The following is a 21,489-nucleotide window of genomic DNA, read 5'->3' on the forward strand; positions in this document are numbered from 1 at the left end:
TGAATCTAAATGTTGCAATTTTGATTCATTGATTCAAGCACGGAGAATAGACCACAGCAGCAGTCCGCCCTTACCTTGCTCACTGGTGGCAAGCTGCCTCTCCCGCAAATTCCGCAACGCCGCCCCAATTCGCTTGTGCATCGCCTTCACCAGCGTCTTGTCAGCGGTATTCAACTCCCGCTCCCCCATCAGCCGTATCGTGATGGCCTTTGCGTCCATCGGCCCTTCCTTGCGTAGCATGGCGAGGATGGAGCGCGTTACCTGCCCCTTGAAGGCGTGATGCCGTGGCGGGAGCGGCTTCGGCTTAATCTCGTCCAGTTCGATGTCGGGATCGAACAGCCGCAAGGTGCAATCTACATGGTCCAGGTCGATCATCGCTTGGCGAAGCTGGTCCTGTAGCCCGTCGATCTGTCCGGCGAGTTCGCCCCGCTTGTCGCGTAGGGCGGTGATAACGTGCGGTGTAGCCATATGCGATACATAGTGGATTACAGGCGATTATGTCTGTAATTCATTTGGTGCGCTTGCTACATAATGCCGGAATTCCAGCGCGCCGTACTCGATTCGCTGCGCCAGCCGCTTGAGACCGGCAAGGTGGACGTGGCCCGCGCCAATGCCCACGTCGCCTACCCCGCCCGCGTGCAGCTGGTGGCGGCGATGAACCCGTGCCGTTGCGGGCACCTGGGCGACCCGGCGCTGGCCTGCAGCCGCGCGCCGAAGTGCGCCGTCGACTACCAGTCCAAGGTATCGGGCCCCATGCTCGACCGGATCGACCTGCATGTGGAAGTCGACCCCGTCAGCGCCGCCGATCTCTCCCTCCCCCCGCCTGCAGAGGGGAGCGCGGAAGTCGCCGCGAGGGTTGCCGCCGCGCGCAGGGTGCAGACCGCGCGCGGCATCCGTTCCAACGCCGAGCTGGAGGGCGAGGCGCTGGAGCAATTCGCCACGCCCGACGAGCAGGGCCGCGACCTGCTGATGCAGGCGGCGGAAAAGATGCGCCTGTCGGCCCGCGCCTATACCCGCATGCTCCGCGTCGCGCGTACCGTGGCCGATCTTGCAGGTGCGCAGCAGGTGGGCCGCATCCACGTGGCCGAAGCGCTCAGCTACCGCAGGCAGGCACCGAGGGCCTGAAGCGGGGCCTTGCGCCGCGCGGCTTAGCTGGCCAAGGCGCGTCGCATGATCGCCGTCCTCATCCTTGCGCTTGCCCTTGCGATGGATGCCTTTGCCGTCGCCCTCGTGCGCGGAGCGGCAGGCCCGCATTCGCTGGCGCGGGCGGCGGAGACCGGCCTTGCCTTCGGTGTCGCCCAGGGGGTGATGCCCTTGTTCGGCTGGGCGCTCGGCGCGCTGTTCGTAGGCTGGCTGGAGGCCATCGACCACTGGATCGCTTTCGCCCTGCTGTCCTTCCTGGGATTCAGGATGCTGAGCGAGGGGCTGGAAGCCGACGAGACCGAAACTGCGACTGCGCCCGAAGGCCGTTCCCGGTTCGGCGCCCTGCTGATTGCTGCCATTGCAACTTCGATAGACGCGGCCGCCGCGGGCCTCACGCTCGAGCTGTTCGGGCTCCCCGTGCTGCTGTCCTGCCTGATCATCGGCGCGGTCACGCTGGTCCTGTGCACCCCGGCATACTGGTTCGCCGCCCGGATCGGCCCGGCGCTGGGGAAGAAGGCGGAGGTTGCTGGCGGCGTCGTGCTGATCGGGCTGGGCGTGAAGATCCTGGCGGAGCACACCGGCTGGCTGTGATGGGCAGCGTGGCGCGAAACCATCGCCAGCGCCGCTCATTGTCATTTCATGGAAGAACTGGCCGGACCCGATACCGTGACGTGGACGCAGGTCGTCGTGCGACTGGGCGCGGCGGCGCTGCTGCCGTTCCTGATCGGGCTGGAGCGCTTCCTGCGCAAGAAGCCGATCGACTTTCGGCCCTTCGTCATCATCGCCGTGGGCGCTGCGGGCCTGATCATGGCCTCGATCGAATTGCTGCATTCCACCGCCGATCCGCAATCGCGCATCGATCCCACGCGCGTGGTGGAAGGCGTGATCACCGGCATCGGCTTCCTTGGCGCTGGTGCCATGTTCCGCGAGGGCAATTTCGTGCAGGGAGCAGGCTCCGCCGCAGCGATCTGGACGGCAGGTGCCATCGGCCTTGCCTGCGGCATGGGCGAGGTGTGGCTGGGCGCGATCATGGCCGGGCTGGTGCTGGTGCTGCTCATGGCCAGCGGACCTTTCACCGCGAAGTGGGATTCCACCTCTCTCGATGACAATGCCGAGCCGGCCGGCAAGAACGAGTGAAGGCGGGTTCGATGGTCTGACACAGGGCCTGACTACGGGCCGGACGCACCGCCGACATCCTTCCACCATTGGGCATAGGGCGTGTTCCTTGCCATGTGGCGATTGTAGTCGGGCGCGCCGTCATCCCACCAGACCGGCCCGCGCTCGCCCAGCGCGACCTTGGCCGCATCCACGCGCTTGCGGGCGGACTTCAGCGCCTCCTCGTCCCCCTTCGCATCGCGCACGGCGCGGCGCGCATCCATCAGGTCGCTGACAAGGCGCTGGCGCTGGTCTTCAGAGAGGGCCGGGTCGCTGGCACGCCAAAGGCGACCGCGTACCACAATATAGCGGCCGTCAGGTGTTGTCGGCGGATCGCTCAGCAGCAGTCCGTGGCGGACTTGGCGGTCTTCTCGGTCTTGGACCAGGCCAGGTCGTGCCAGCCGATCTCGCGCCCGTCGTGCGCATGTAGCGCCACGGGCGCAATGGGTTTGCCGTCGCGCTTGTCCACCAGCACCAGGTCGGGAGAGATGCCGGTTCCGTAGCGTTCGCCCCACTGGCGCAGCGCCAGCATGGCGGGCAGCAGGTCCAGCCCCTTTTCCGTGAGCCGGTATTCCACCTTGCGCCGATCGCTTTCGCACGGATGGCGCTCCATCACTCCGTGATCGACAAGCTTGGCCAGTCGGTTGGAGAGAATGTTGCGGGCGATGCCCAGCTCGCTGGAGAATTCTTCGAAGTGTTTCAGGTCGTTGAAGGCGGCGCGCAATATCAGGAACGACCAGCGTTCCCCAATCACTTCCAGAGCATGCGGCAGGCCGCAACCAAGTTCACGCAGCGGTTCTCTAATACCCATTCAAATTCCTGTGTCCCGCGTATGTCCTACAGGCAAACGAGGGAAAGCCAAAAAAAATCGCAATGAAGGGTTGCGTTTTGAAACGTGGTGGGTAGGTCTGCGATTGCAACCGGTTTTGTGTTGCAACTTACAATGCTGTCAAAGGAGCCCCGCCGTGACCCGTCTTCCCGCTCTCGCCATTTCCGCCGCGCTTGCCCTGTCGGCTGCGCTGGCTCCCGCAGCGCTGCAGGCCCGCAGCGCCGCACCGTGGTTCACCGTCGAACTGGCCCAGCCCGCCAGCGAAGGCCGGGCCATCGCCGGCGGCGTGGTGTTCCGCTGTGAAGGCACGACCTGCACCGCCCCGCGCAGCGGCGACCGGCCCTTGCGCGTGTGCAGCGAACTGCGCCGCGAAATGGGCACCATCGCCAGCTTCAATGCCAATGGATCGCCGCTTTCCGAAGATCAGCTGGCGCGCTGCAACGGCTGACGAACCCCTCCGCCCGCCTCTCTCCACTCCGGGCGGACACTTCACGAAGGGCCTCGGCACCCACGTGCCGGGGCCTTCTTTTTTGCGGATCAGTCCAGCAGGCCCCTGGCGAGAAGATCCGCCTCGAGCGCGTCTGCATCGGTAAACACGTGGCCATGCCAGCCCCTTGCCCGGGCAGCGGCGATGTTTTCCGCCTTGTCGTCGATGAAGAACAGGGCGCCCGGCGGCATCGCGAACCGCTCTTCCGCCAAGGCATAGATCCGGGGATCGGGCTTGGCGCACTTCTCGTGGCCCGAGACGACGATGTCGCGAAAGCCCTCGAACACCGGCTGGCGGGCGAGGAATTCGTCCCAGAAGTCGGCGCCGAAGTTGGACAGGCCGAACAGCGGCACGCCGCGCGCCTTCAGCCGCGCGATCAGGTCCAGCGTACCGGGAATATTCTCGGGATAGGTTTCCGCGAACCGCGTGGCATAGGCATTTATCAGCGGCGCATGGTCGGGAAAGCGGGCGATGCGTTCGGGCACCATCTCGGCCAGCGGGCGGCCCTCGTCCTGCTGGTGGTGCCATTCCTCGGTCACGACGTTGGCCAGGAACCAGTCCAGTTCCGCCGGCTCGTCGATCAGCTTTTCGAACAGGAACCGCAGGTCCCAGCGGATGATGACGCGACCGATGTCGAACACCACCGCGGAGGGGTTTGCGCGGATGTCAGACATGCAAAAAGCCCCCGTGGTGGCGGGGGCTTTGCAAAAGACCGGTGCCGCGTTGCAGCGGCACGGCGTTCATCAGCCCTGGCGGGCCTTGAAGCGACGGTTGGTCTTGTTGATCACGTAGGTGCGACCGCGACGACGAATCACGCGGCAATCGCGATGGCGGTTCTTCAGCGACTTGAGGCTGTTGCGGATCTTCATTGGTCTGTTCCCGAAAAATAATCGGCACCGGAGATGGCCTCCGATGCCGTAATTTCAAGGCGCGCGGATAGTGCGACACCCGCGGCAAGTCAAGCTTCGCCGCGAATTGCATCCAGCTTGCGCTCCCACGCAAGGGCATGGGCGACGATGGAATCGAGCTCAGCATGTTTCGGCTGCCACGGCAGGGTCGCCCGGATTCGCGCGGGATCGGAAACCAGCGAATCGGGATCGCCTGCGCGGCGCGGGGAGAGCACGCGTTCGATTGTCACGCCGGCCACCCGGTCGACCGCGTCGAGCACCTCCAGCACCGAAAAGCCGCGACCGTAGCCGCAGTTCATAGTCAGGTTGCGCTCCGGCTGCTCCAGCAGCGCCTCCAGCGCCAGCACATGGGCATGGGCCAGGTCGCTGACGTGGATATAGTCGCGCACGCCCGTTCCGTCGGGCGTATCGTAATCGGTGCCGAACACGCTCACGCTGTCGCGCTTGCCCAGAGCGGCCTCCACTGCGACCTTGATCAGGTGCGTCGCTCCGCTCGTCGACTGGCCGCTGCGGCCCTGCGGATCGGCCCCCGCGACATTGAAATAGCGCAGCGCGCAATAGTTGAACGCGTGCGCGGCGGACGCGTCGGCCAGCATCTGCTCCGTCATCAGCTTCGACCAGCCATAGGGATTGATCGGCTGGCGCGGCGCGTCTTCCGTGACCGGCGAGGTCTCGGGAATGCCGTAGGTCGCCGCGGTCGAGGAAAAGATCACGTGCGGCACGCCCGCGCGCACCATCGCCTCGATCAGCGCGCGGCTCTTGGCGGTGTTGTTGTGATAGTACTTGAGCGGGTTCTCGACGCTCTCCGGCACCACGATGGACCCGGCGAAATGCATCACCGCGCCGATGTCCTGCTCGGCCAGGATGCGGGCCACGAGGCCCGCGTCGGCAATGTCGCCCTCGTAGAAGGGGACCCCGTCCGGCACGGCGAAGCGGAAGCCCGTCGAGAGGTCGTCGATCACCGCCACCGGCCAGCCGGCATCGCGCAGCGCCAGCACGGCGTGGCTACCGATATAGCCGGCACCCCCGGTTACCAGGACGGGACATTGGTTCGCCATGGGGCGGCGGTTAGCATGTCTGCGTTAAACGGCAATTGATGCGAATATCGCGCGGGCACTTTTCGCCCTTTTGCTGCGTTACCGTTGCATGAAAAAGAAAGCCGCTTCCGCCCCCATCCTTGCCGCCCTGGCCGGTGCCGCGCTACTTGGTGGCTGCGCCACGCCCGCCTACGTCTCGCCGGTAGACGTCACCCGCTTCGTTGGCGATCAGCCCGCGTTTCTTGGCCAGGGGACGATACAGATCGTGCCCGCCACGGGCCTGTCGGCGGAAAGCCTCGAGTACGGCCTCTATCGCGATGCGCTGCGGCTAGAGCTGGAGGAGCTTGGCTACAGGGTCGTGATGGTGAACGGCTCACAGGTCGCCCGGCTGGCCATCGATCAATACGTTCTCGGCGAAGGCGAGCGTCGCAGCCCCGTGGACGTGGGCGTGGGCGGATCGACCGGCACCTACGGCTCCGGCGTAGGCGTGGGCATCGGCTTCAATCTCGGCGGTCGGCCTTCTGAGCGGATCGCGCGCGAGGTTTCGGTGAGCATCCGAGAAGCCGGTGGAGACCAGAACCTGTGGGAAGGCCGCGCCGGAATGACGGCTACCGCGAACAGCGATTACGCCGCCGATGCGGTCGCCGCGCCGCACATCATCGATGCGCTGTTTTCGGACTTTCCCGGAACGAGCGGGGAGACTATCGCGGTCGAATGAGTACATCTGATATCAATATCGACGCCGCTTTCGACAGCGGCAATATCGAGGTCGTGTCCATCGACGGGGCAACCGCACACCTGCGCATCCCCCGCGATCGCAACAGCGAATTCGCGCAGTGGTTTCATTTCCGCGTGTCCGGCGCGGCGGGCCGCGAACTTGTGCTGACCATCGACCAGCTCGCCGACAGCGCCTATCCGGAAGGCTGGCCCGGCTACAACGCCTGCGTCACCGAAGACCGCGCATGGTGGGGCCGCGCGGAGAGCTCGTACGACAAGACAAAGGGCAACGGCACGCTCACCATCCGCTACACGCCCGCCTCCGACATGGCATGGTTCGCCTACTTCGCGCCCTATTCGATGGAACGGCACAACGATCTTGTCTCGGAAGCGGCAAGCACCCCCGGCGTTACCTACCGGCGGCTGGGCGAGACGCTGGACGGCCGTCCGCTCGATTGCCTGGAAATGGGCGAAGGCGATACGCAGGTGTGGTTCTACGCCCGCCAGCATCCGGGCGAATCCATGGCCGAATGGTGGATGGAAGGCGCGCTGGAAGTTCTCACCGATCCCGCCGACGCGGTGGGCCGCGTGCTGCGCGAGAAGTGCCGCCTGCACGTCGTGCCCAACTGCAATCCCGACGGCTCCTTCCGCGGCCACCTGCGCACCAATGCCGACGGCGTGAACCTGAACCGCGAATGGGCCGAGCCAAGCGCGGAGAAATCGCCCGAAGTGCTCGCCATCCGCAACGCCATGGACGAAAGCGGCGTGGATTTCGCCATGGACGTGCACGGCGACGAGGCGATTGCCGCGGTGTTCCTGGCCGGGTTCGAGGGCATCCCCTCGTGGACCGACGAGCAGGGCGAGCGGATGTACCGCTACCAGCGTATCCTCGAACGGCGCACGCCCGAATTCCAGAGCGCCAAGGGCTATCCCAAGTCCGCAGCGGGCAAGGCCAACCTGTCCATCAGCACGAACCAGGTGGCCGAGCGCTATGGCGCCACGGCGATGACGCTGGAAATGCCGTTCAAGGACAATGACGACTGGCCCGATCCCGAACAGGGGTGGAGCCCGGAACGGTGCAAGCTGCTGGCGCGCGAATGCCTCGGCGCGTTGGTGGAATGGCTGGAAACCAGGGATAGCTGATCCAGCCAAACCGGTGTTTATCGGAACACCCGCCCGGTTCGTCGGTCAATTGACTGGCACAAACCGGGGGAACAACCATGCGCCGATTCTTTACTGTCACGCTGATCGCCATTGCCGCGCTGGCCCTTATCGCCACGCTTATCTCGCTGGTCCCGAGCAACTACTGGCTGGTTCGGACGGTGGATCTCGTAAGAGAGCCGCTGACCTACGCGGCCGTGCTGCTGGGCGTTGTCGCCCTGGTGCTGAACGGCAAGGGCCGCTGGGTGGCGGTGGCCCTTTTCGGTTTCACTGCCCTGATCAACACCTGGCGAATCTGGCCCTATTCCGGGCTGGCCGGCGAGGAGATCGAGCGGATCGCGGCGAACGAGGCTGAGATGGCGCAGTGCTTCACCGTGCTTTCGGTCAACGTGAAGGTCAAGAACACCGGCTATGCCGAGGTCGCCGCGCAGATCGAGGATGTCTCGCCGGACCTGCTGCTGCTGATGGAGACGGACCAGACCTGGCTCGACGAATTGCAGGGAACGCTGGCCGACTATCCTTTCACCATTACGGAGCCGCAGCCGCACGCTTTCGGCATGGCCTTTGCCAGCCGCCTGCCGGTCGCCGACGCGCGCATGGTGGAAAACACCTACCGCGATACGCCCACGCTCTACGCCACGATCGATCTTCCCAACGGCGAGACCTTCGAATTCATCGGCCTGCACCCCAAGCCGCCGCTGCCCGACTGGAACACCGAGGAGCGTGACGAGAGCATCGTGCGTGCGGGCACGCGCACGCCCGCCAACGACCCCGACGGGTTGACGATGGGCGATTTCAACGACGTGCCCTGGTCCAGCACGACCACGCGCTTTCGCGAGGAAGGCAACTGGCGCGATCCGCGGATCGGGCGTGGCACCTATCCCACCTTCCCTGCGAACCTGACGCTGCTGGGCTGGCCGCTGGATCAGATCATGCTGCGAGGGAACCTGGACCTGCGCGAATTCACCATCATGCCCGATAGCGGTTCGGATCACCGCGCCGTTCGCGCCACGCTTTGCCAGGGCGAAAGACTGGCTTCCTGACGCGCCCTCAGGGCTGCACCACCACCCAGCGCAGCGGACCGTCGCTGGCCTCGCCCCGCAGGTACGATGTGGCGGTCCACAGGGTCCACGGACGACCGGCATAGTCGGGCTGCAGGAAGTCGCGCTCCAGCCAGAGGTTGCGCTCCACCCGCGCGGCGATGGCATGCTCCGCCTCGAACGCCGGGCTGATCTTCAGCACCACCGGTTGCCCGGCGTGGCCTTCCACCTGGTTGATGAAGGTCGTCAGCTCGCTTTCCAGCCCGGCCTCGACGATCGGGTCGGCACATTCGCTGGCCAGCTTGTCCAGCGCGATGGCGGGCGGCAGCAGCTGCGGATCGCGCGGCACTATGGTGACGAAGTTGGCAGCCTGCCGCTGGGCGGGCACGCAGGGATCGTAGGCGTGGACCGCGCCGTGCGGCAGCGGCGCATCGGTGGCGGCGGCAAGGTTGCGCGGAAACTGCGGGTCGCGCCCTTCCGCGCCGTGGCTGGCCTCCAGGTAGACGAAGTCCGCCCCCGTCGCGCGCAGGGCGTTGAAGTCCACCGCTCCGTCGTCCGCGCCTACGAGCGCCCCTTGCATCGGATATTCGGCGCGCGGCGGCTGCCAGCCGATGGCGCGCCACCAGCCGTATGTGCCCGCCACGATGGCGGCCAGCAGCAAAAGCGCGGCGATACGCCAGCGCCAGACCGATTTGCGCTTTCGACCCATTGCAATCCCGATGTTCGAATCAGGCCTTGATATGCAGCACGCAGATCAAGGTGAAAAGGCGCCTGGCGGTTTCGAAGTCGGTTTCCACCTTGCCCTCCAGCGCATCCAGCAGGTGGCGCGTGCCGCGGTCGTGGATGCCGCGGCGGGCCATGTCGATGGTTTCGATCTCCTGCGCGCTGGCGCGGCGCAAGGCCTTGTAATAGCTGTCGCATATGGCGAAGTAGTCGCGGATCGCCCGGCGCATGCGCGCCATGCCGAGGCCGATGGTGCCCGCCGCCTCGCCCGCGTTGTCGGTCAGGTGCCAGGCCAGCATGCCTTCCACCACTTCCAGGTGCACGCTCCAGGGGCCCTCGTGCCCGTTGTCGGTGGCGCGCATGGGGCGGAAGAAGTTTTCCTCCACCAGGTCGCGCAGGGCAACCTCGCGCTCTTTCTCGATGTCGTCGCTGCGCGCGAGAACGGTCGCCTCGTCCAGCGTGATCGTCTCGATACGGTTGGCGGTTTCCTGGTTCATGGCCGGTGCCCTCCTGCCCGAGCACGGCCCCGCGTTCAATTGCCAAAAGCGCTGGCCGGGTTTCTCCCCGCTATCCACAGGCACAATAGTCACACCCGGAAAGGTTTCGTGCTGTCAATCTTGCCGTTGGCGTTCGTCCGGAGCATCAGAGCCGGATGCCCGATCACGACCTGCTCACCCGCACCGACCGCAACGCCAGCGACGCCGCCCCGCAAGGCCGCTCCCTCCCCGCCAACCTGGAGGCGGAGGCGGCGTTCCTGGGTGCCGTGCTGATCGACAATTCCGTGCTGGAAGAGCTGCCGGTGGAGATCCGCGCGGGGCATTTCTTCGCCCCCATCCACGGGCGCATCTTCGATCGCATCCTGACGCTGGTGGACCGGCAGATGGTGGTGACCCCGGTCACTCTGAAGCCCTATTTCGAAAGCGACGAGACGCTGAGCGAACTGGGCGGCACGGCCTACCTGGCGCAGCTGACCGCCGACGGGCAGGGCCTGCTCGCCCCGCGCGAGCTGGCCAAGCAGATCTACGACCTCGCCCTGCTGCGCGAACTGGTGGGCGTAGGCCGCGAACTGGTGGAAAGCGCGCTCGACACCTCGGAAGAGGTGGAACCGCAGCGGCAGATCGAACATGCCGAGGCGCGGCTGTTCGAGGTTGCCGAGGGCGCCACCAGCGAGAAGGCGGGCATCTCATTCCGCAGCGCCTCGATGGATGCGATCCGCCTGGTCGAAGCGGCGATGAATTCGGGCGGCAAGCTGTCGGGCAAGACCACCGGCCTTGTCACCATCGACAACAAGACCGCCGGCCTGCACAATTCCGACCTCGTGATCCTCGCCGGTCGCCCGGGCATGGGCAAGTCGTCGCTGGCCATGAACATCGCCTTCAACTGCGCCGAGGAGCACCTGAAATTCCTGCGCGACGGCGGTCCGCACAACTACGGCGCGCCCGCCGCCTTCTTCAGCCTGGAAATGAGCGCCGACCAGCTGGCCACGCGTATTCTGGCGGAGCAGGCGGAAATCTCGTCCGAGGCGCTGCGCTCGGGCTCGCTGAAGCGCGAGGAGTTCCAGAAACTGTCCTATGCGGCGCAGAAGCTGGCCGAACTGCCGCTCTACATCGACGATACCCCGGCGCTTTCCATCTCCGCGCTGCGCACCCGCGCGCGCCGGCTGAAGCGGCGCCACGATATCGGCCTGATCGTGGTCGACTACCTGCAACTGCTGCAAGGGTCGAACCGCAGCCAGGACAACCGCGTGAACGAGATTTCGGAGATCAGCCGCGGCCTGAAGACGCTGGCCAAGGAACTGCAGGTGCCGGTGATCGCGCTCTCGCAGCTGTCGCGCGCGGTGGAACAGCGCGAGGACAAGCGCCCGATGCTTTCCGACCTGCGCGAATCCGGCTCCATCGAGCAGGACGCCGACATGGTGTGGTTCATCTACCGCGCCGACTATTATCACGAGGCCCTGCGCCCCGACATGCCGACTGAGACGAGCTCCGAAGCCGACAAGGAAAAGTACCGCACCTGGGAAGACCGCTACCTGGAGCTGCGCAACAAGGCGACGCTGATCGTCGCCAAGCAGCGCCACGGCTCGACCGGCAACGTGCCCCTGCTGTTCCAGAGCGAGTTCACCAAGTTCACCTCGCCCAACATGAAGGACTATTCGGACTACGGTTTCGAGTAGGGGCCGATTGACCGCTCTTGCCGCAACGCTAAGACCCCGGGGGTAACGTTTCACGGGGAACCACATGCAATACGGTCTTTTCGCCGCCGCCAGCGCCTTTGCTCTCATCCTGGTGCCGATCGCAGCGCAGTCGCAATCCTCCATTCCACAGGACCAGCAGCCGGTCCCGATGTCGGCCTCGGCGCAAGGATCCGATCGTACCGGCCCCAACCGCACCTTTACCGGCGAGGACCTGTTCGATCTCGCCATAGCCGCCGATCCGCAGATCAGCCCCGATGGCGACCACATCGTCTACGTGCGCCAACAGAACGACATCATGTCGGACCGGGCGGTCAATTCCATCTGGATGATCGATGTTGCAAGTGGCGCGGAAATGCCTTTCGCTGGCCAGAACGGCGATGCCTACTCTCCGCACTGGTCACCCGATGGAACCCGCGTTGCCTACGTTTCCACCGAAGGCGGCAATTCGCAGTTGTGGGTGAAATGGCTGGCAAACGGGGAGGCCGTTCGGCTGACCGGGCTGCCCAACAGCCCTTCGAGCATTGCCTGGTCTCCCGACGGCCGGTCCATCGCCTATACCATGCTGGTGGAGGACGACGCGCCATCGCTCGGGTCCGCCCCTGCGAACAAGCCCGAAGGAGCCGAATGGGCCGAGAGCTTGGAAATCACGGATCTCGTCAATTTCCGGGCCGACGGAGCGGGAGAGATCACGCCCGGCTATGAGAAGATCTTCGTCATTCCCGCCACGGGAGGCGCACCGCGGCAGCTGACCTTCGGGGAATACCACGACGGAGGTCCGCTCAGCTGGTCTCCCGACGGCGATACCATCTACTTTTCCGCCAACCGCAATGCCAACTGGCAGACCGATCCGGTGGAGGGAGATGTATGGGCGCTCGATGTCGCGACGCTCGGTCTCACGAAATTGACGAACCGCGATGGCCCTGATGGGGGCGCACAGGTTTCGCCCGATGGGCGCCTGATCGCCTACGTCGGTTTCGACGATGTCGGCCGCGCATACGAGGCAAGCGAACTCTACGTGATGGATGCCGATGGCTCCGACCGCCGCCTGCTGACGCAGGACTGGGACCATGACGTGGGCGCTTTCGAATGGGACGCCGATTCGCGCGGTATCTACGTGCAATATGACGAGCGCGGCGAGACCAAGGTGGCGCGGATCGAACTCGATGGCGATGTCAGCACGGTCGCCACCGGCCTTTCCGGCGGCGGGCTGGATCGCCCCTACACCGGCGGCAGCTTCTCGGTCTCCGACGACGACACGATCGCACTTACAGGCGGCACGCCTACGCGCCCGGCGGACGTGCAGGTCATCCGCGCTGGCGGCGAAGCTCGCTATCTCACCAATCTCAATGCCGGACTGTTATCGACGAAGGCATTTGGCGAAGTGCGCGAAATCACCGTTGCCTCGAGTTACGACGGGCAGGAAATCCAGGGCTGGCTGACTCTTCCGCCCGGCTATGTGGAAGGCACGCGGGTCCCGCTGATTCTGGAAATCCATGGCGGCCCCTTCGCTGCCTACGGCCCGCATTTCGCAACCGACAACCAGCTATACGCTGCCGCCGGGTACGCCGTGCTTTCCGCCAATCCGCGTGGTTCCACCAGCTATGGCGAAGCGTTCGCGCAGGAAATCGACAAGGCCTATCCCGGTAACGACTACGACGATCTGATGAGCATCGTGGACCGGGCGATCGAACTGGGGATCGCCGATCCGGATCGACTTTTCGTCACCGGCGGGTCTGGCGGCGGTGTGCTGACATCCTGGATCATTGGCAATACCAACCGTTTTCGCGCGGCGGCCACGCAGAAGCCCGTCATCAACTGGACTACACAGGCGCTGACAGCGGATGGCACGGGCTACTTCGGCCTCTACTGGCTCGGTTCGCGCCCGTGGGAAGATCCGCAGACGTTCTGGAACAAGTCGCCGCTGTCCCTGGTGGGCAACGTGGAAACGCCTACTCTGGTGGTGGTCGGCGCGCAGGACTATCGCACTCCGGTGAGCGAGGCCGTCCAGTATTACTCGGCCCTGCAACTCGTAGGTGTGCCTACCGCACTGGTCCGCGTACCTGGCGCAAGCCACGGCGGGATCGCCGCGCGCCCTTCCCAAAGCGCGGCGAAAGCTTCTGCCATCCTGGCGTGGTTCGAACGCTACGCAGAGGGTTGGACACCGGACGCAGCGGAATAGGGGTTATGACAGCCCCAGATTCAGCTTCCGGCTGACGGTGTAGTCCACCACCGAGACGAGGAACCAGCACGCCCACCACTTCGTCCGCGTCCACATGGTGGCGCGCCGCGCGTGCAGTTCGGGCGTGACTTCTTCGCTGGCGGGAAGATGATCGTGAATGAAGCCGCGCATGCGTTCGGCAAGGTCAGCGTCCTCTATGCGCAGCACGATTTCCAGGTTCACGTAGAGGCTGCGCATGTCGAAATTGGCGCTGCCCATGTAGACGGCATCGTCGAGCACGATCAGCTTGGTGTGCAGCTTGCACGGCTGGAATTCGTAAACCGCGGCGCCCGCCTCCAGCAGGCGGCGGTAAAGCGCGCGCGCCGCGCCGATGGTGGCGGCATTGTCGCTCTTGCCAGCCAGCAGCAGGGTGGTCTTTCCCTTGCGGGCAATCGTGCGGATGCATCGGCGAAGCCGTTTGTTGGGGGAGAAATAGGCCATCATCATGTCCAGACGCTCGCCCTCGTCCATGTCCTCCGTCACGCAGCGGGCCCAGTTGGACAGACCCCTCGTCGGTCCGCCGATCAGCAGCTGCACCGGGCCGGTGCCGCCGTTCCAGCCCCGCACCCGGTGACGGATGTCGTGAAACTGCGCCTTTTCGTCGCTGGCCCATTCCACCAGCTCGCCAAACCATTCGGAGACGCGCGCGACCACCGGGCCTTCCAGCCGGAAGCCCAGGTCGTTCCAGCCGTTGGTCTGCGGCGAAGCGAAGTAGTCGTCCTCTATGTTGAAGCCGCCCATCATGGCCACGGCATCGTCGGCCACCATCATCTTCTGGTGGTTGCGGATCAGCGCACGTCGGCTCCACTTGGCCATGAACACCAGGAAGGTTCCGCCCGCCTGAGTCAGCTCGGCGAAGAATTCCTCGTCCGCCTGCGCGCCGAAGCCATCGACGATGAGGGTCACTTCCACCCCGCGCCGGGCGGCAGCGACCAGGGCATCGCGCACTTCCTTGCCCACCTCGTCGCAGGCGAAGATGTAGAACGCCACCTTCAGTGTGCTGCGCGCGCCTTCGATGATGTCCAGCACGGCGCGGCGACGGTCCTTGCCGTCGGGGTAGAAAGTGAAGCTGTGACCCTGCGCCTCGGCGGAGAAGGGTTCAGGGTCCCGATAGCCTTGAGCGATGTCCATCATCGCCTGTTACCACGCCGCGCACGGAGGGAAACCTTGACGAGAGCGTTCTCCGCGCCTAACTGCATCGCTTTCCGAAACACCAGATTATCCGGAGTGCCCATGGCGCGCGTTACAGTCGAAGATTGCGTCGACAAAGTTCCCAACCGTTTCGATCTCGTCCTGCTGGCTGCCCAGCGGGCACGCGAGATTTCCGGCGGCGCGGAAATGACCGTCGATCGCGACCGTGACAAGAACCCGGTCGTCGCCCTGCGCGAGATCGCGGAGCAGACCGTGAAGCCCAAGCACCTGCAGGAATCGCTGGTGCAGTCGCTGCAGCGCGTTCTCCCCGATGAAGAGGACGAGGCGGATGAAGTCGGTTCGCTGAGCCAGTCGGCAGAGGCCATGCGCCTGTCCGCCGCCGCGCCGACCCGCTCCACTTCGATCGGAGCCGACTACGACGGCTAAGGCCGCCGGCTGATCACAGAATTTGCAAGGGGCCGTGCCGCGAGGCGCGGCCCTTTTGATTTTCAGCTTTCCTGCGCCTGCCCCAGCCCGGCACGCCTTGTCGCCCGTCGGTTGAAATGCCGCCCTCCCCGCGCAATACCCCGCGCGCGGAAAGGGCTCGTGCATGGCAGTCATCGCGATCTACAGTGCCAAGGGCGGCGTGGGCAAAACCACCATCGCGGCCAACCTCGCCTGGTGCTCCGCCACGACCTCCTGCCGCAAGACCCTGCTGTGGGATCTCGACGTGGCCGGCGGGGCCGGCTTCCTCTACGGTGTGGAGCCCGAACAGGGGCGGGCGCGATCGGTCTTCGCCCGTGACCTGAAAGCGCGCCACGCGATCCTCAAGACCAGCTACGACCGGCTCTCCATCCTTCCGGCCGACGACAGCATGCGCGAACTCGATCACCTCTTCACGCTGGTCGGCAAGCGCAAGCAACTGGCCAAGCTGGCGAAGGACCTGTCAAAGACCTACGAGCGCATCATTCTGGACTGTCCGCCCGCCCTGGGAGAGATCAGCGCGCAGATCATGCGGGCGGCGGACCTGGTGATCGTGCCCTTGCCGCCCTCCCCGCTCTCGACACGCGCATTCGATACCGTCGTCAGCGAGATCAAACGGCACGCGAAGCGACACCCGCCGATCCTGCCGGTGCTCTCGATGATCGACATGCGCCGCAACCTGCACCGCCAGGCGCGCGAGGCGAATCCGACCTGGCCGGTCATCCCGCAATCGAGCGCCGTCGAGCAGTGCGCCGTGCGGCGGGAGCCGGTTGGCGTATTCGCGCCCGGCAGCCCGTCGGCGCGCGGGTTCAACCAGCTATGGGCCGCGATCGAGCGGAAACTGGCCCGGGGCTAAGCGTCGGGCCTACTGGCCACGTCCGGTAACGGCCTGCATCTCGTCGATCCGCTTGGAGGCATCGGCCTTGCTGAGTTCGGGATCGTAGGCTTCGGGCTGCCCGGCTTCCTCGCACAGCGTCTTGAGGTAGCTGGCCTGGGCTCCGGTCATCCGTTCGTCGCCGGTCGTCCAGTTGTCGGGCTGCTTCTCAGCGTTGGAGACCGGTTCGGCCTTGGGATGCATGTCGGGCTTGTCGGCTGCCATGATGAGTTTCTCCTTTGCCCAGTCAACGGGCTTCGATCTTGTTTTGTTCCGTCTCGACCTTGTTGCCATGCCGGGTTAGGTTGCACTGCGATAGGAAGGGGGCCCTGCGCCATGAGCGACATTTTCGGCGGACTTGGTACGGCCGCGGAAGGGGGGCTGTTCGCCCGCGCCATCGAGCCTGACTCCGGCGCCAAGCCGCCGCACCCCGACCAGCCGGAAACGTGCCTGAACTGCGGCACGCCGCTGACGGGGGCATATTGTCATGCCTGCGGGCAGCAGGGCCATATCCACCGCACGATCGGGGCCTTCCTGCACGAACTGATGCACGGCGCGCTGCATTTCGAGGGGAAGCTGTGGCGCACGCTGCCCATGCTCGCTTTCCGGCCCGGCAGTCTGACGCGGCGCTATATCGACGGGGAGCGCGCACGCTTCGTCTCGCCCATGGCGCTGTTCCTTTTCACCGTGTTCCTGATGTTCGCCATCTTCCAGATGGTGGGCTTCACCGCGCCAAGCGACCTGCCGAGGCAGGAAGCCGTGGAGGGCGCGGCGGCAGACATTCGCGAGGGTGCCGCAACCGAACTCGCCAACCTGCGGGAGCAGCTGGAAACCGGCGAACTCGATGCGGTCGAGCGCGGCGAGGTCATCGCGGAAATCCGGGTGCTGGAAAGCCTGGTCGACCGTCCCGATGCCGAGACCGCAGGCAGTCCCGACACAGCGGCAGACAGCGCCGCCGAACCGGCGGTCGAACCCAGTGTGGTGGCCACCAGTTCGCCCGAAGTGCGGGCGACCCTCGAGCAACTGGCCCCCGATGGGACGGGAGTTCAGTGGCTCGACGCCGTAGTCGAGAAGTGGCGCGATAACCCCAGCCTCATGCTCTACAAACTGCAGGCCAACGCCTACAAGTTTTCCTGGCTGCTCATCCCGATTTCCATCCCCTTCGTATGGCTGCTGTTCGCATGGAGGCGGCGTTTCAAGGGATACGACCACGCGATCTTCGTCACCTATTCGCTCAGCTTCATGACCCTGCTGTTCATCCTGCTATCGGTTCTCGGCATTGCCGGTACGCCCGGCAGCATCATCACCCTTGCAGTGCTCATCATACCGCCCGTCCACCTCTACAAGCAGTTGCGCGGAGCCTACGAGTTGAGCCGCTTCTCCGCGTTCTGGCGCCTGCTGGCCCTGAGCGCGTTCATATGGATTGTCGTGGGCCTGTTCGTCCAAGTACTGCTCTGGCTCGGGTCATTCTGAACCGGCAAGGGCGGCACATCGCTGTACCGCCCCAGTTCGAATTGCAGGCTGTAGGGAAGCCGCCTCGCGACTAGTCCGTGCCGTCGAGTTCGCCGTCGCCGACGTCGGTATCGGCGGCGTCCTCCTCGGCAAGCTCGTCGCTCAGTTCTGCCGCGCCTTCGCTCAGTTCGTCGGCTGCGACGATCGCGCCCTCGCGCAGTTCATTGCCCACGACCTCGGCGTTTTCCTCGGCATCGGCAGCGGCGCGCTCTGCCATTTCCTCGGCATTGCGTTCGGTCTGGTCGGAGCAGGCTCCGGCGAGGGCAAGCGTCGATACGGCAGCGAGGGTAGCGAAAAGCGGGCGTTTCATGACGAGACTCCTTTGTTCAGTCTCCTCAACGCCTCAACGCCCGCCAGGCTCCCGCCCTATGCGCCCTGGGGCGCTTCGCCGCCACCAAACCGCTTGCCGGCCTTGGGGATCGAGGACCCCTGCGAAGGCTGCACGGGAACCGGGCCAGAGGGGCCATCCGGACGGTCGATCTTGCCGGTATCGAGCAACACCTTGATCTCTTCGCCGGTCAGCGTCTCGTATTCCAGCATGGCCTGGGCCAGCAGGTGCAGCTGGTCCTCGTGCTTGGTCAGCAGTTCGGTAGCCCGCTTGTGCGCGCCTTCCACAAGATCCTTGATCTCCTGGTCGATCAGCTTGTTGGTCTCGGCCCCGGCCATGGTGCGCGTGGTCTGACCCATGCCGAGATAGCCTTCCTGGCTCTGCTCGTACATCAGCGGACCTAGCTTGTCGCTCATGCCCCACTTGGTGACCATGTTCTTGGCCAGATCGGTGGCGTACTGGATGTCGGACGAGGCACCGCTCGATACCTTGTCGTGACCGAAGATGATTTCCTCGGCCACGCGGCCGCCCATCGAGACCGACAGGTTCGCGTGCATCTTGTCGCGGTGGTAGGAGTAGTTGTCCCGCTCCGGCAGGCGCATCACCATGCCCAGCGCACGGCCGCGCGGGATGATGGTGGCCTTGTGGATCGGGTCGGACGCCTCTTCGTGAACCGCGACGATGGCATGGCCGGCCTCGTGATAGGCGGTCATCTTCTTCTCGTCGTCGGTCATCACCATGGACTTCCTCTCGGAGCCCATCATGACCTTGTCCTTGGCGTCCTCGAATTCCTGCATGGCGACCAGGCGCTTGTTGCGGCGCGCGGCCAGCAGGGCGGCCTCGTTCACGAGGTTGGCGAGGTCCGCGCCGGAGAAGCCCGGCGTGCCGCGCGCAATGGTGCGCGGGTTCACGTCGGGCGCCAGCGGCACCTTCTTCATGTGCACGGCAAGGATCTTCTCGCGTCCGTCGATGTCGGGGATCGGCACGACAACCTGGCGGTCGAAACGGCCCGGACGCAGCAGCGCCGGGTCGAGCACGTCGGGACGGTTGGTGGCGGCAATGATGATGATGCCTTCGTTGGCCTCAAAGCCGTCCATCTCCACCAGCAGCTGGTTCAGCGTCTGCTCGCGTTCGTCGTTGGAATTGCCGATACCGTTGCCGCGATGGCGGCCCACGGCGTCGATCTCGTCGATGAAGACGATGCACGGCGCGTTCTTCTTGGCCTGCTCGAACATGTCGCGCACGCGGCTGGCGCCGACGCCCACGAACATCTCGACGAAGTCGGAACCCGAAATGGTGAAGAACGGCACGCGCGCCTCACCCGCGATGGCGCGGGCCAGCAGCGTCTTGCCGGTACCCGGCGAGCCGACCAGCAGCGCGCCCTTGGGAATCTGTCCGCCCAGCTTGGAGAAGCGCTGCGGATCCTTCAGGAACTCGACGATCTCCTGCAGTTCCTCGCGCGCCTCGTCGATGCCGGCCACGTCCTCGAACGTGACGCGGCCCTGCTTTTCGGTGAGCAGCTTGGCCTTGGACTTGCCGAAGCCCATGGCGCCGGACCCGCCACCCTTCTGCACCTGTCGCAAGGCGAAGAAGGCGATGCCGAGGATCAGCAGGAAGGGAAGCGCCTGAATCAGCACGACCAGGAGCACATTCATCTGCTCGGGCTGGGTGCCGGTATACTGGACGCCGGCCGCTTCCAGCTGCTGCGTCAGCTGGGTATCGCCGGGTACGGGCGTGGTGGTGAAGCGTTCCTCGTTCTTGAGGACGCCGGAAATGCGGTCGGCCGCGATGGTGACTTCGGCAACGGAGCCTTCGGCAACCTTGTCCTTGAAATCGGAATAGAGGATCGCCGTGCCCGGCGCCTCTCGCGGGCCGCCGAACATGGATACCGCCAGCAGCAGGGCCAGGAAGATACCGCCCCATACCATCAGGCTCTTCATCCAGGGATTGCCCCCGCCGCCGCCATTTTCCGGCTCTTGATTGTCACTCATCGGAGAACACGTCCTTTCAGGTTCTCAATGTAGGACTGTGCGGGTGAATGACAAGATAATGGCGACCATGGGCTTTGGGCCAGAGACGAAGCGCAATTCAGAGTCCGGGCTAAATTTACGAAGTCGACATCGTCACGCTGGCTACATGAGGCAAAAACGCCGGATTTGCGCGGATTCTTCACCTCCTGCGAAGTTGGCTCCCTGCACGCAGGAACAGTCAGCGATGGACAGCTGGATTTGCGTGCGAGTGGCCCACGGCCACGAACGCAGGAAAGGTCAGCGCCTTTCTCGCGCAAGAATCACGCGGTCGTCGAGGTCGGCGCCCTGCTGGCCGGTAACCTGGACCAGGGCATCGAACGGGGGCGAAGCGGCCACCTCGGCGATCTCGTCGGGCAGGCTGTCGGACATGGCCAGCGGGCTGATGCCGCGCAGCCCCGTCTCGCGCTGGCTGGCGATCACCACGACGTGCGCGCCGGTGGATGCGGTGAACGCGGCCAGGTAGGCATAGTCGCGGTAGAACGCGGGCGATGCCAGGCTGCGCGCCTCGTCGCTGGTCCAGATCTGTCCGCTCTCCCTGTCGACCAGCTCGTCATAGCTTTCGCCGACGCGCAAGGTGCTGTCCGCGAAAACCTGGTCTTCGAGCAGGCCCATACCTGACAACAGGCCGACATAGACCACGTCGAAGCGGTTGAGCATGTCGGGTTCCAGTTCGCTGGCGGCGATCACCTCCACGTCCTTCCCCGCGTCGGCCAGCACCGGCATCACTGCCTGCAAGCCGTAGGCGGCCGAAAACGGCAGGTAGGTGAGGCCGACATCCTCGGCAAAGCCGTAGCGGTCTGGCTCCGCTTCCTGCAGCGCGGCGAGGTCCTGTTCGGAATCGACGCGGAAATCGCGGATCAGGCGGCTCTGCTCGGGCCGGACGGGATCGATTTCGCCGTAGATGTAGTAATCGCCCAGCACGAGCAGCACCGGTCGGTCCGACGCGACAATGGTTTGCCACAGGGCATTGGGCGCGGAGTCCCGGTTGAGCAGGTAGAGCGAGGTGCCCGCCAGCAGCGCGAGCAGCAGGATGCCAAGCAGAACGATACTGCTAGGTCGGCGGCTGGCTTGAGCGCTTGCAGCGGCAATCGGGCCCGGCGCGGTGGATGCGGCATGCACGCCCGCGAGGCGCAGGGCATAGGTCCCGCTCGGCAACTCCACCCGCGCGCCGGCCTCTCCCGGCTCGTTGGCGGCGTAGAAGTCTTCCAGCTTCTTGCGCAGGCGGTGGATGTAGACCCGCACGGTCGCATCGTCTGAATCCGACTGCTGCTGGCCGAAGACCCGGCGCGCGAGTTCGTCCTGCGTGGCGCTCTCGGCATGGGGGCCGCGCGCCGCGAGCCAGTCGAACAGTTCGCGCACGCGGCCGCTCTCACCCGCCACTCCAGCGGCGCGCAGGCGGTCGATTTCCGCTTCGAAGAGGCGTGTAACGTCCATGTAACGTGCCGATTACCGTAATTTACGTAGAGGAGCCAGCAGGGCCGGGCCATCTGGTGATTGACTTTGACCAACCAGAAAACGG

The 21,489-nt window shown here is 65.1% G+C and carries 24 protein-coding genes and 1 pseudogene; 12 read left to right on the plus strand and 13 right to left on the minus strand.

The window, feature by feature from the left end; genetic code table 11:
• Window positions 1–33: 33 nt before the first annotated feature.
• Window positions 34–468, minus strand: coding sequence for a hypothetical protein (locus tag AAA989_RS04885; RefSeq protein ID WP_338241548.1), 435 nt, complete (start codon window positions 466–468; stop codon window positions 34–36).
• Window positions 469–531: 63 nt separating this feature from the next.
• Here AAA989_RS04885 and AAA989_RS04890 point away from each other — a divergent pair.
• The 3 genes and pseudogenes from AAA989_RS04890 to AAA989_RS04900 form a co-directional block, all read left to right on the plus strand.
• A pseudogene (locus AAA989_RS04890) lies at window positions 532–1,125 on the plus strand (ATP-binding protein); the annotation flags it as partial.
• A 45-nt stretch (window positions 1,126–1,170) separates the two neighbouring features.
• A complete protein-coding gene (locus AAA989_RS04895; protein ID WP_338241550.1) occupies window positions 1,171–1,734 on the plus strand; it encodes a manganese efflux pump MntP in 564 nt (187 codons plus the stop codon).
• Between the two features lie 48 nt (window positions 1,735–1,782).
• Window positions 1,783–2,280, plus strand: coding sequence for an MgtC/SapB family protein (locus tag AAA989_RS04900; RefSeq protein ID WP_338241552.1), 498 nt, complete (start codon window positions 1,783–1,785; stop codon window positions 2,278–2,280).
• A gap of 32 nt (window positions 2,281–2,312) precedes the next feature.
• Here the strand turns inward: AAA989_RS04900 and AAA989_RS04905 are convergent, their stop codons facing one another.
• Entirely contained in the window at window positions 2,313–2,600 is a 288-nt protein-coding gene (locus AAA989_RS04905; RefSeq protein WP_338241554.1) for a hypothetical protein, read from the minus strand.
• 35 nt (window positions 2,601–2,635) lie between these two features.
• Window positions 2,636–3,109 carry a winged helix-turn-helix transcriptional regulator gene (locus tag AAA989_RS04910; protein ID WP_338241557.1) on the minus strand — a complete coding sequence of 158 codons (474 nt, stop codon included), beginning with the start codon at window positions 3,107–3,109 and terminating at the stop codon, window positions 2,636–2,638.
• Between the two features lie 154 nt (window positions 3,110–3,263).
• On the opposite strand from AAA989_RS04910, the gene AAA989_RS04915 reads away from it, so the two are divergent.
• A complete protein-coding gene (locus tag AAA989_RS04915) occupies window positions 3,264–3,575 on the plus strand; it encodes a DUF8200 family protein (protein WP_338241559.1) in 312 nt (103 codons plus the stop codon).
• Window positions 3,576–3,664: 89 nt separating this feature from the next.
• Here AAA989_RS04915 and AAA989_RS04920 read toward each other — a convergent pair whose 3' ends face one another.
• From AAA989_RS04920 to galE, 3 genes are all read right to left on the minus strand, one after another.
• On the minus strand, window positions 3,665–4,288 hold the full coding sequence (locus AAA989_RS04920; protein WP_338241561.1) for an HAD family hydrolase: 624 nt from the start codon (window positions 4,286–4,288) through the stop codon (window positions 3,665–3,667).
• A gap of 69 nt (window positions 4,289–4,357) precedes the next feature.
• On the minus strand, window positions 4,358–4,483 hold the full coding sequence (gene ykgO / locus AAA989_RS04925) for a type B 50S ribosomal protein L36 (protein WP_007165381.1): 126 nt from the start codon (window positions 4,481–4,483) through the stop codon (window positions 4,358–4,360).
• An 89-nt stretch (window positions 4,484–4,572) separates the two neighbouring features.
• Complete coding sequence (gene galE / locus AAA989_RS04930) at window positions 4,573–5,580, minus strand: UDP-glucose 4-epimerase GalE (protein WP_338241571.1); 1,008 nt, start codon at window positions 5,578–5,580, stop codon at window positions 4,573–4,575.
• A gap of 88 nt (window positions 5,581–5,668) precedes the next feature.
• On the opposite strand from galE, the gene AAA989_RS04935 reads away from it, so the two are divergent.
• The 3 genes from AAA989_RS04935 to AAA989_RS04945 all read left to right on the plus strand — a co-directional run bounded on the left by AAA989_RS04935 (window position 5,669) and on the right by AAA989_RS04945 (window position 8,480).
• Window positions 5,669–6,277: a DUF4136 domain-containing protein gene (locus AAA989_RS04935; protein ID WP_338241572.1), complete on the plus strand. Its 609-nt coding sequence runs from the start codon at window positions 5,669–5,671 to the stop codon at window positions 6,275–6,277.
• Entirely contained in the window at window positions 6,274–7,419 is a 1,146-nt protein-coding gene (locus AAA989_RS04940; RefSeq protein ID WP_338241573.1) for a M14 family metallopeptidase, read from the plus strand. Before AAA989_RS04935 ends, AAA989_RS04940 begins: the two co-directional genes overlap by 4 nt.
• Before the next feature lie 77 nt (window positions 7,420–7,496).
• The gene (locus AAA989_RS04945; protein WP_338241574.1) at window positions 7,497–8,480 is read left to right on the plus strand and encodes an endonuclease/exonuclease/phosphatase family protein; all 984 of its coding nucleotides are present in this window, start codon (window positions 7,497–7,499) and stop codon (window positions 8,478–8,480) included.
• 7 nt (window positions 8,481–8,487) lie between these two features.
• On the opposite strand, the gene AAA989_RS04950 is transcribed toward AAA989_RS04945, so the two are convergent.
• Together AAA989_RS04950 and AAA989_RS04955 are read right to left on the minus strand one after the other, a co-directional pair.
• Window positions 8,488–9,186 carry a glycoside hydrolase family 25 protein gene (locus AAA989_RS04950; protein ID WP_338241575.1) on the minus strand — a complete coding sequence of 233 codons (699 nt, stop codon included), beginning with the start codon at window positions 9,184–9,186 and terminating at the stop codon, window positions 8,488–8,490.
• A 19-nt stretch (window positions 9,187–9,205) separates the two neighbouring features.
• On the minus strand, window positions 9,206–9,697 hold the full coding sequence (locus AAA989_RS04955) for a UPF0262 family protein (RefSeq protein WP_338241576.1): 492 nt from the start codon (window positions 9,695–9,697) through the stop codon (window positions 9,206–9,208).
• Window positions 9,698–9,852: 155 nt separating this feature from the next.
• On the opposite strand from AAA989_RS04955, the gene AAA989_RS04960 reads away from it, so the two are divergent.
• Window positions 9,853–11,373 (plus strand): replicative DNA helicase, encoded by a 1,521-nt coding sequence (locus AAA989_RS04960; RefSeq protein WP_338241577.1) that lies wholly within the window; start codon window positions 9,853–9,855, stop codon window positions 11,371–11,373.
• A gap of 64 nt (window positions 11,374–11,437) precedes the next feature.
• Window positions 11,438–13,573 (plus strand): S9 family peptidase, encoded by a 2,136-nt coding sequence (locus AAA989_RS04965; RefSeq protein ID WP_338241578.1) that lies wholly within the window; start codon window positions 11,438–11,440, stop codon window positions 13,571–13,573.
• 3 nt (window positions 13,574–13,576) lie between these two features.
• Here AAA989_RS04965 and AAA989_RS04970 read toward each other — a convergent pair whose 3' ends face one another.
• Window positions 13,577–14,746 carry a phospholipase D-like domain-containing protein gene (locus AAA989_RS04970; protein ID WP_338241579.1) on the minus strand — a complete coding sequence of 390 codons (1,170 nt, stop codon included), beginning with the start codon at window positions 14,744–14,746 and terminating at the stop codon, window positions 13,577–13,579.
• A 99-nt stretch (window positions 14,747–14,845) separates the two neighbouring features.
• Here AAA989_RS04970 and rpoZ point away from each other — a divergent pair, with 99 nt between their 5' ends.
• Window positions 14,846–15,190: a DNA-directed RNA polymerase subunit omega gene (rpoZ, locus tag AAA989_RS04975; RefSeq protein ID WP_338241580.1), complete on the plus strand. Its 345-nt coding sequence runs from the start codon at window positions 14,846–14,848 to the stop codon at window positions 15,188–15,190.
• Window positions 15,191–15,353: 163 nt separating this feature from the next.
• A complete protein-coding gene (locus AAA989_RS04980) occupies window positions 15,354–16,082 on the plus strand; it encodes a ParA family protein (RefSeq protein WP_338241581.1) in 729 nt (242 codons plus the stop codon).
• A gap of 9 nt (window positions 16,083–16,091) precedes the next feature.
• On the opposite strand, the gene AAA989_RS04985 is transcribed toward AAA989_RS04980, so the two are convergent.
• Window positions 16,092–16,325 (minus strand): DUF3072 domain-containing protein, encoded by a 234-nt coding sequence (locus tag AAA989_RS04985; RefSeq protein ID WP_338241582.1) that lies wholly within the window; start codon window positions 16,323–16,325, stop codon window positions 16,092–16,094.
• Between the two features lie 111 nt (window positions 16,326–16,436).
• On the opposite strand from AAA989_RS04985, the gene AAA989_RS04990 reads away from it, so the two are divergent.
• Entirely contained in the window at window positions 16,437–17,573 is a 1,137-nt protein-coding gene (locus tag AAA989_RS04990; protein ID WP_338241583.1) for a DUF3667 domain-containing protein, read from the plus strand.
• Window positions 17,574–17,643: 70 nt separating this feature from the next.
• Here the strand turns inward: AAA989_RS04990 and AAA989_RS04995 are convergent, their stop codons facing one another.
• From AAA989_RS04995 to AAA989_RS05005, 3 genes are all read right to left on the minus strand, one after another.
• Window positions 17,644–17,922 carry a hypothetical protein gene (locus tag AAA989_RS04995; protein WP_338241584.1) on the minus strand — a complete coding sequence of 93 codons (279 nt, stop codon included), beginning with the start codon at window positions 17,920–17,922 and terminating at the stop codon, window positions 17,644–17,646.
• A 56-nt stretch (window positions 17,923–17,978) separates the two neighbouring features.
• Complete coding sequence (gene ftsH / locus AAA989_RS05000) at window positions 17,979–19,931, minus strand: ATP-dependent zinc metalloprotease FtsH (protein WP_338241585.1); 1,953 nt, start codon at window positions 19,929–19,931, stop codon at window positions 17,979–17,981.
• Window positions 19,932–20,207: 276 nt separating this feature from the next.
• A complete protein-coding gene (locus AAA989_RS05005; RefSeq protein ID WP_338241586.1) occupies window positions 20,208–21,404 on the minus strand; it encodes a winged helix-turn-helix domain-containing protein in 1,197 nt (398 codons plus the stop codon).
• Window positions 21,405–21,489 lie beyond the last annotated feature (85 nt).

The organism is Aurantiacibacter hainanensis (genome assembly GCF_036321025.1).
GTDB lineage: Bacteria > Pseudomonadota > Alphaproteobacteria > Sphingomonadales > Sphingomonadaceae > Alteraurantiacibacter > Alteraurantiacibacter hainanensis.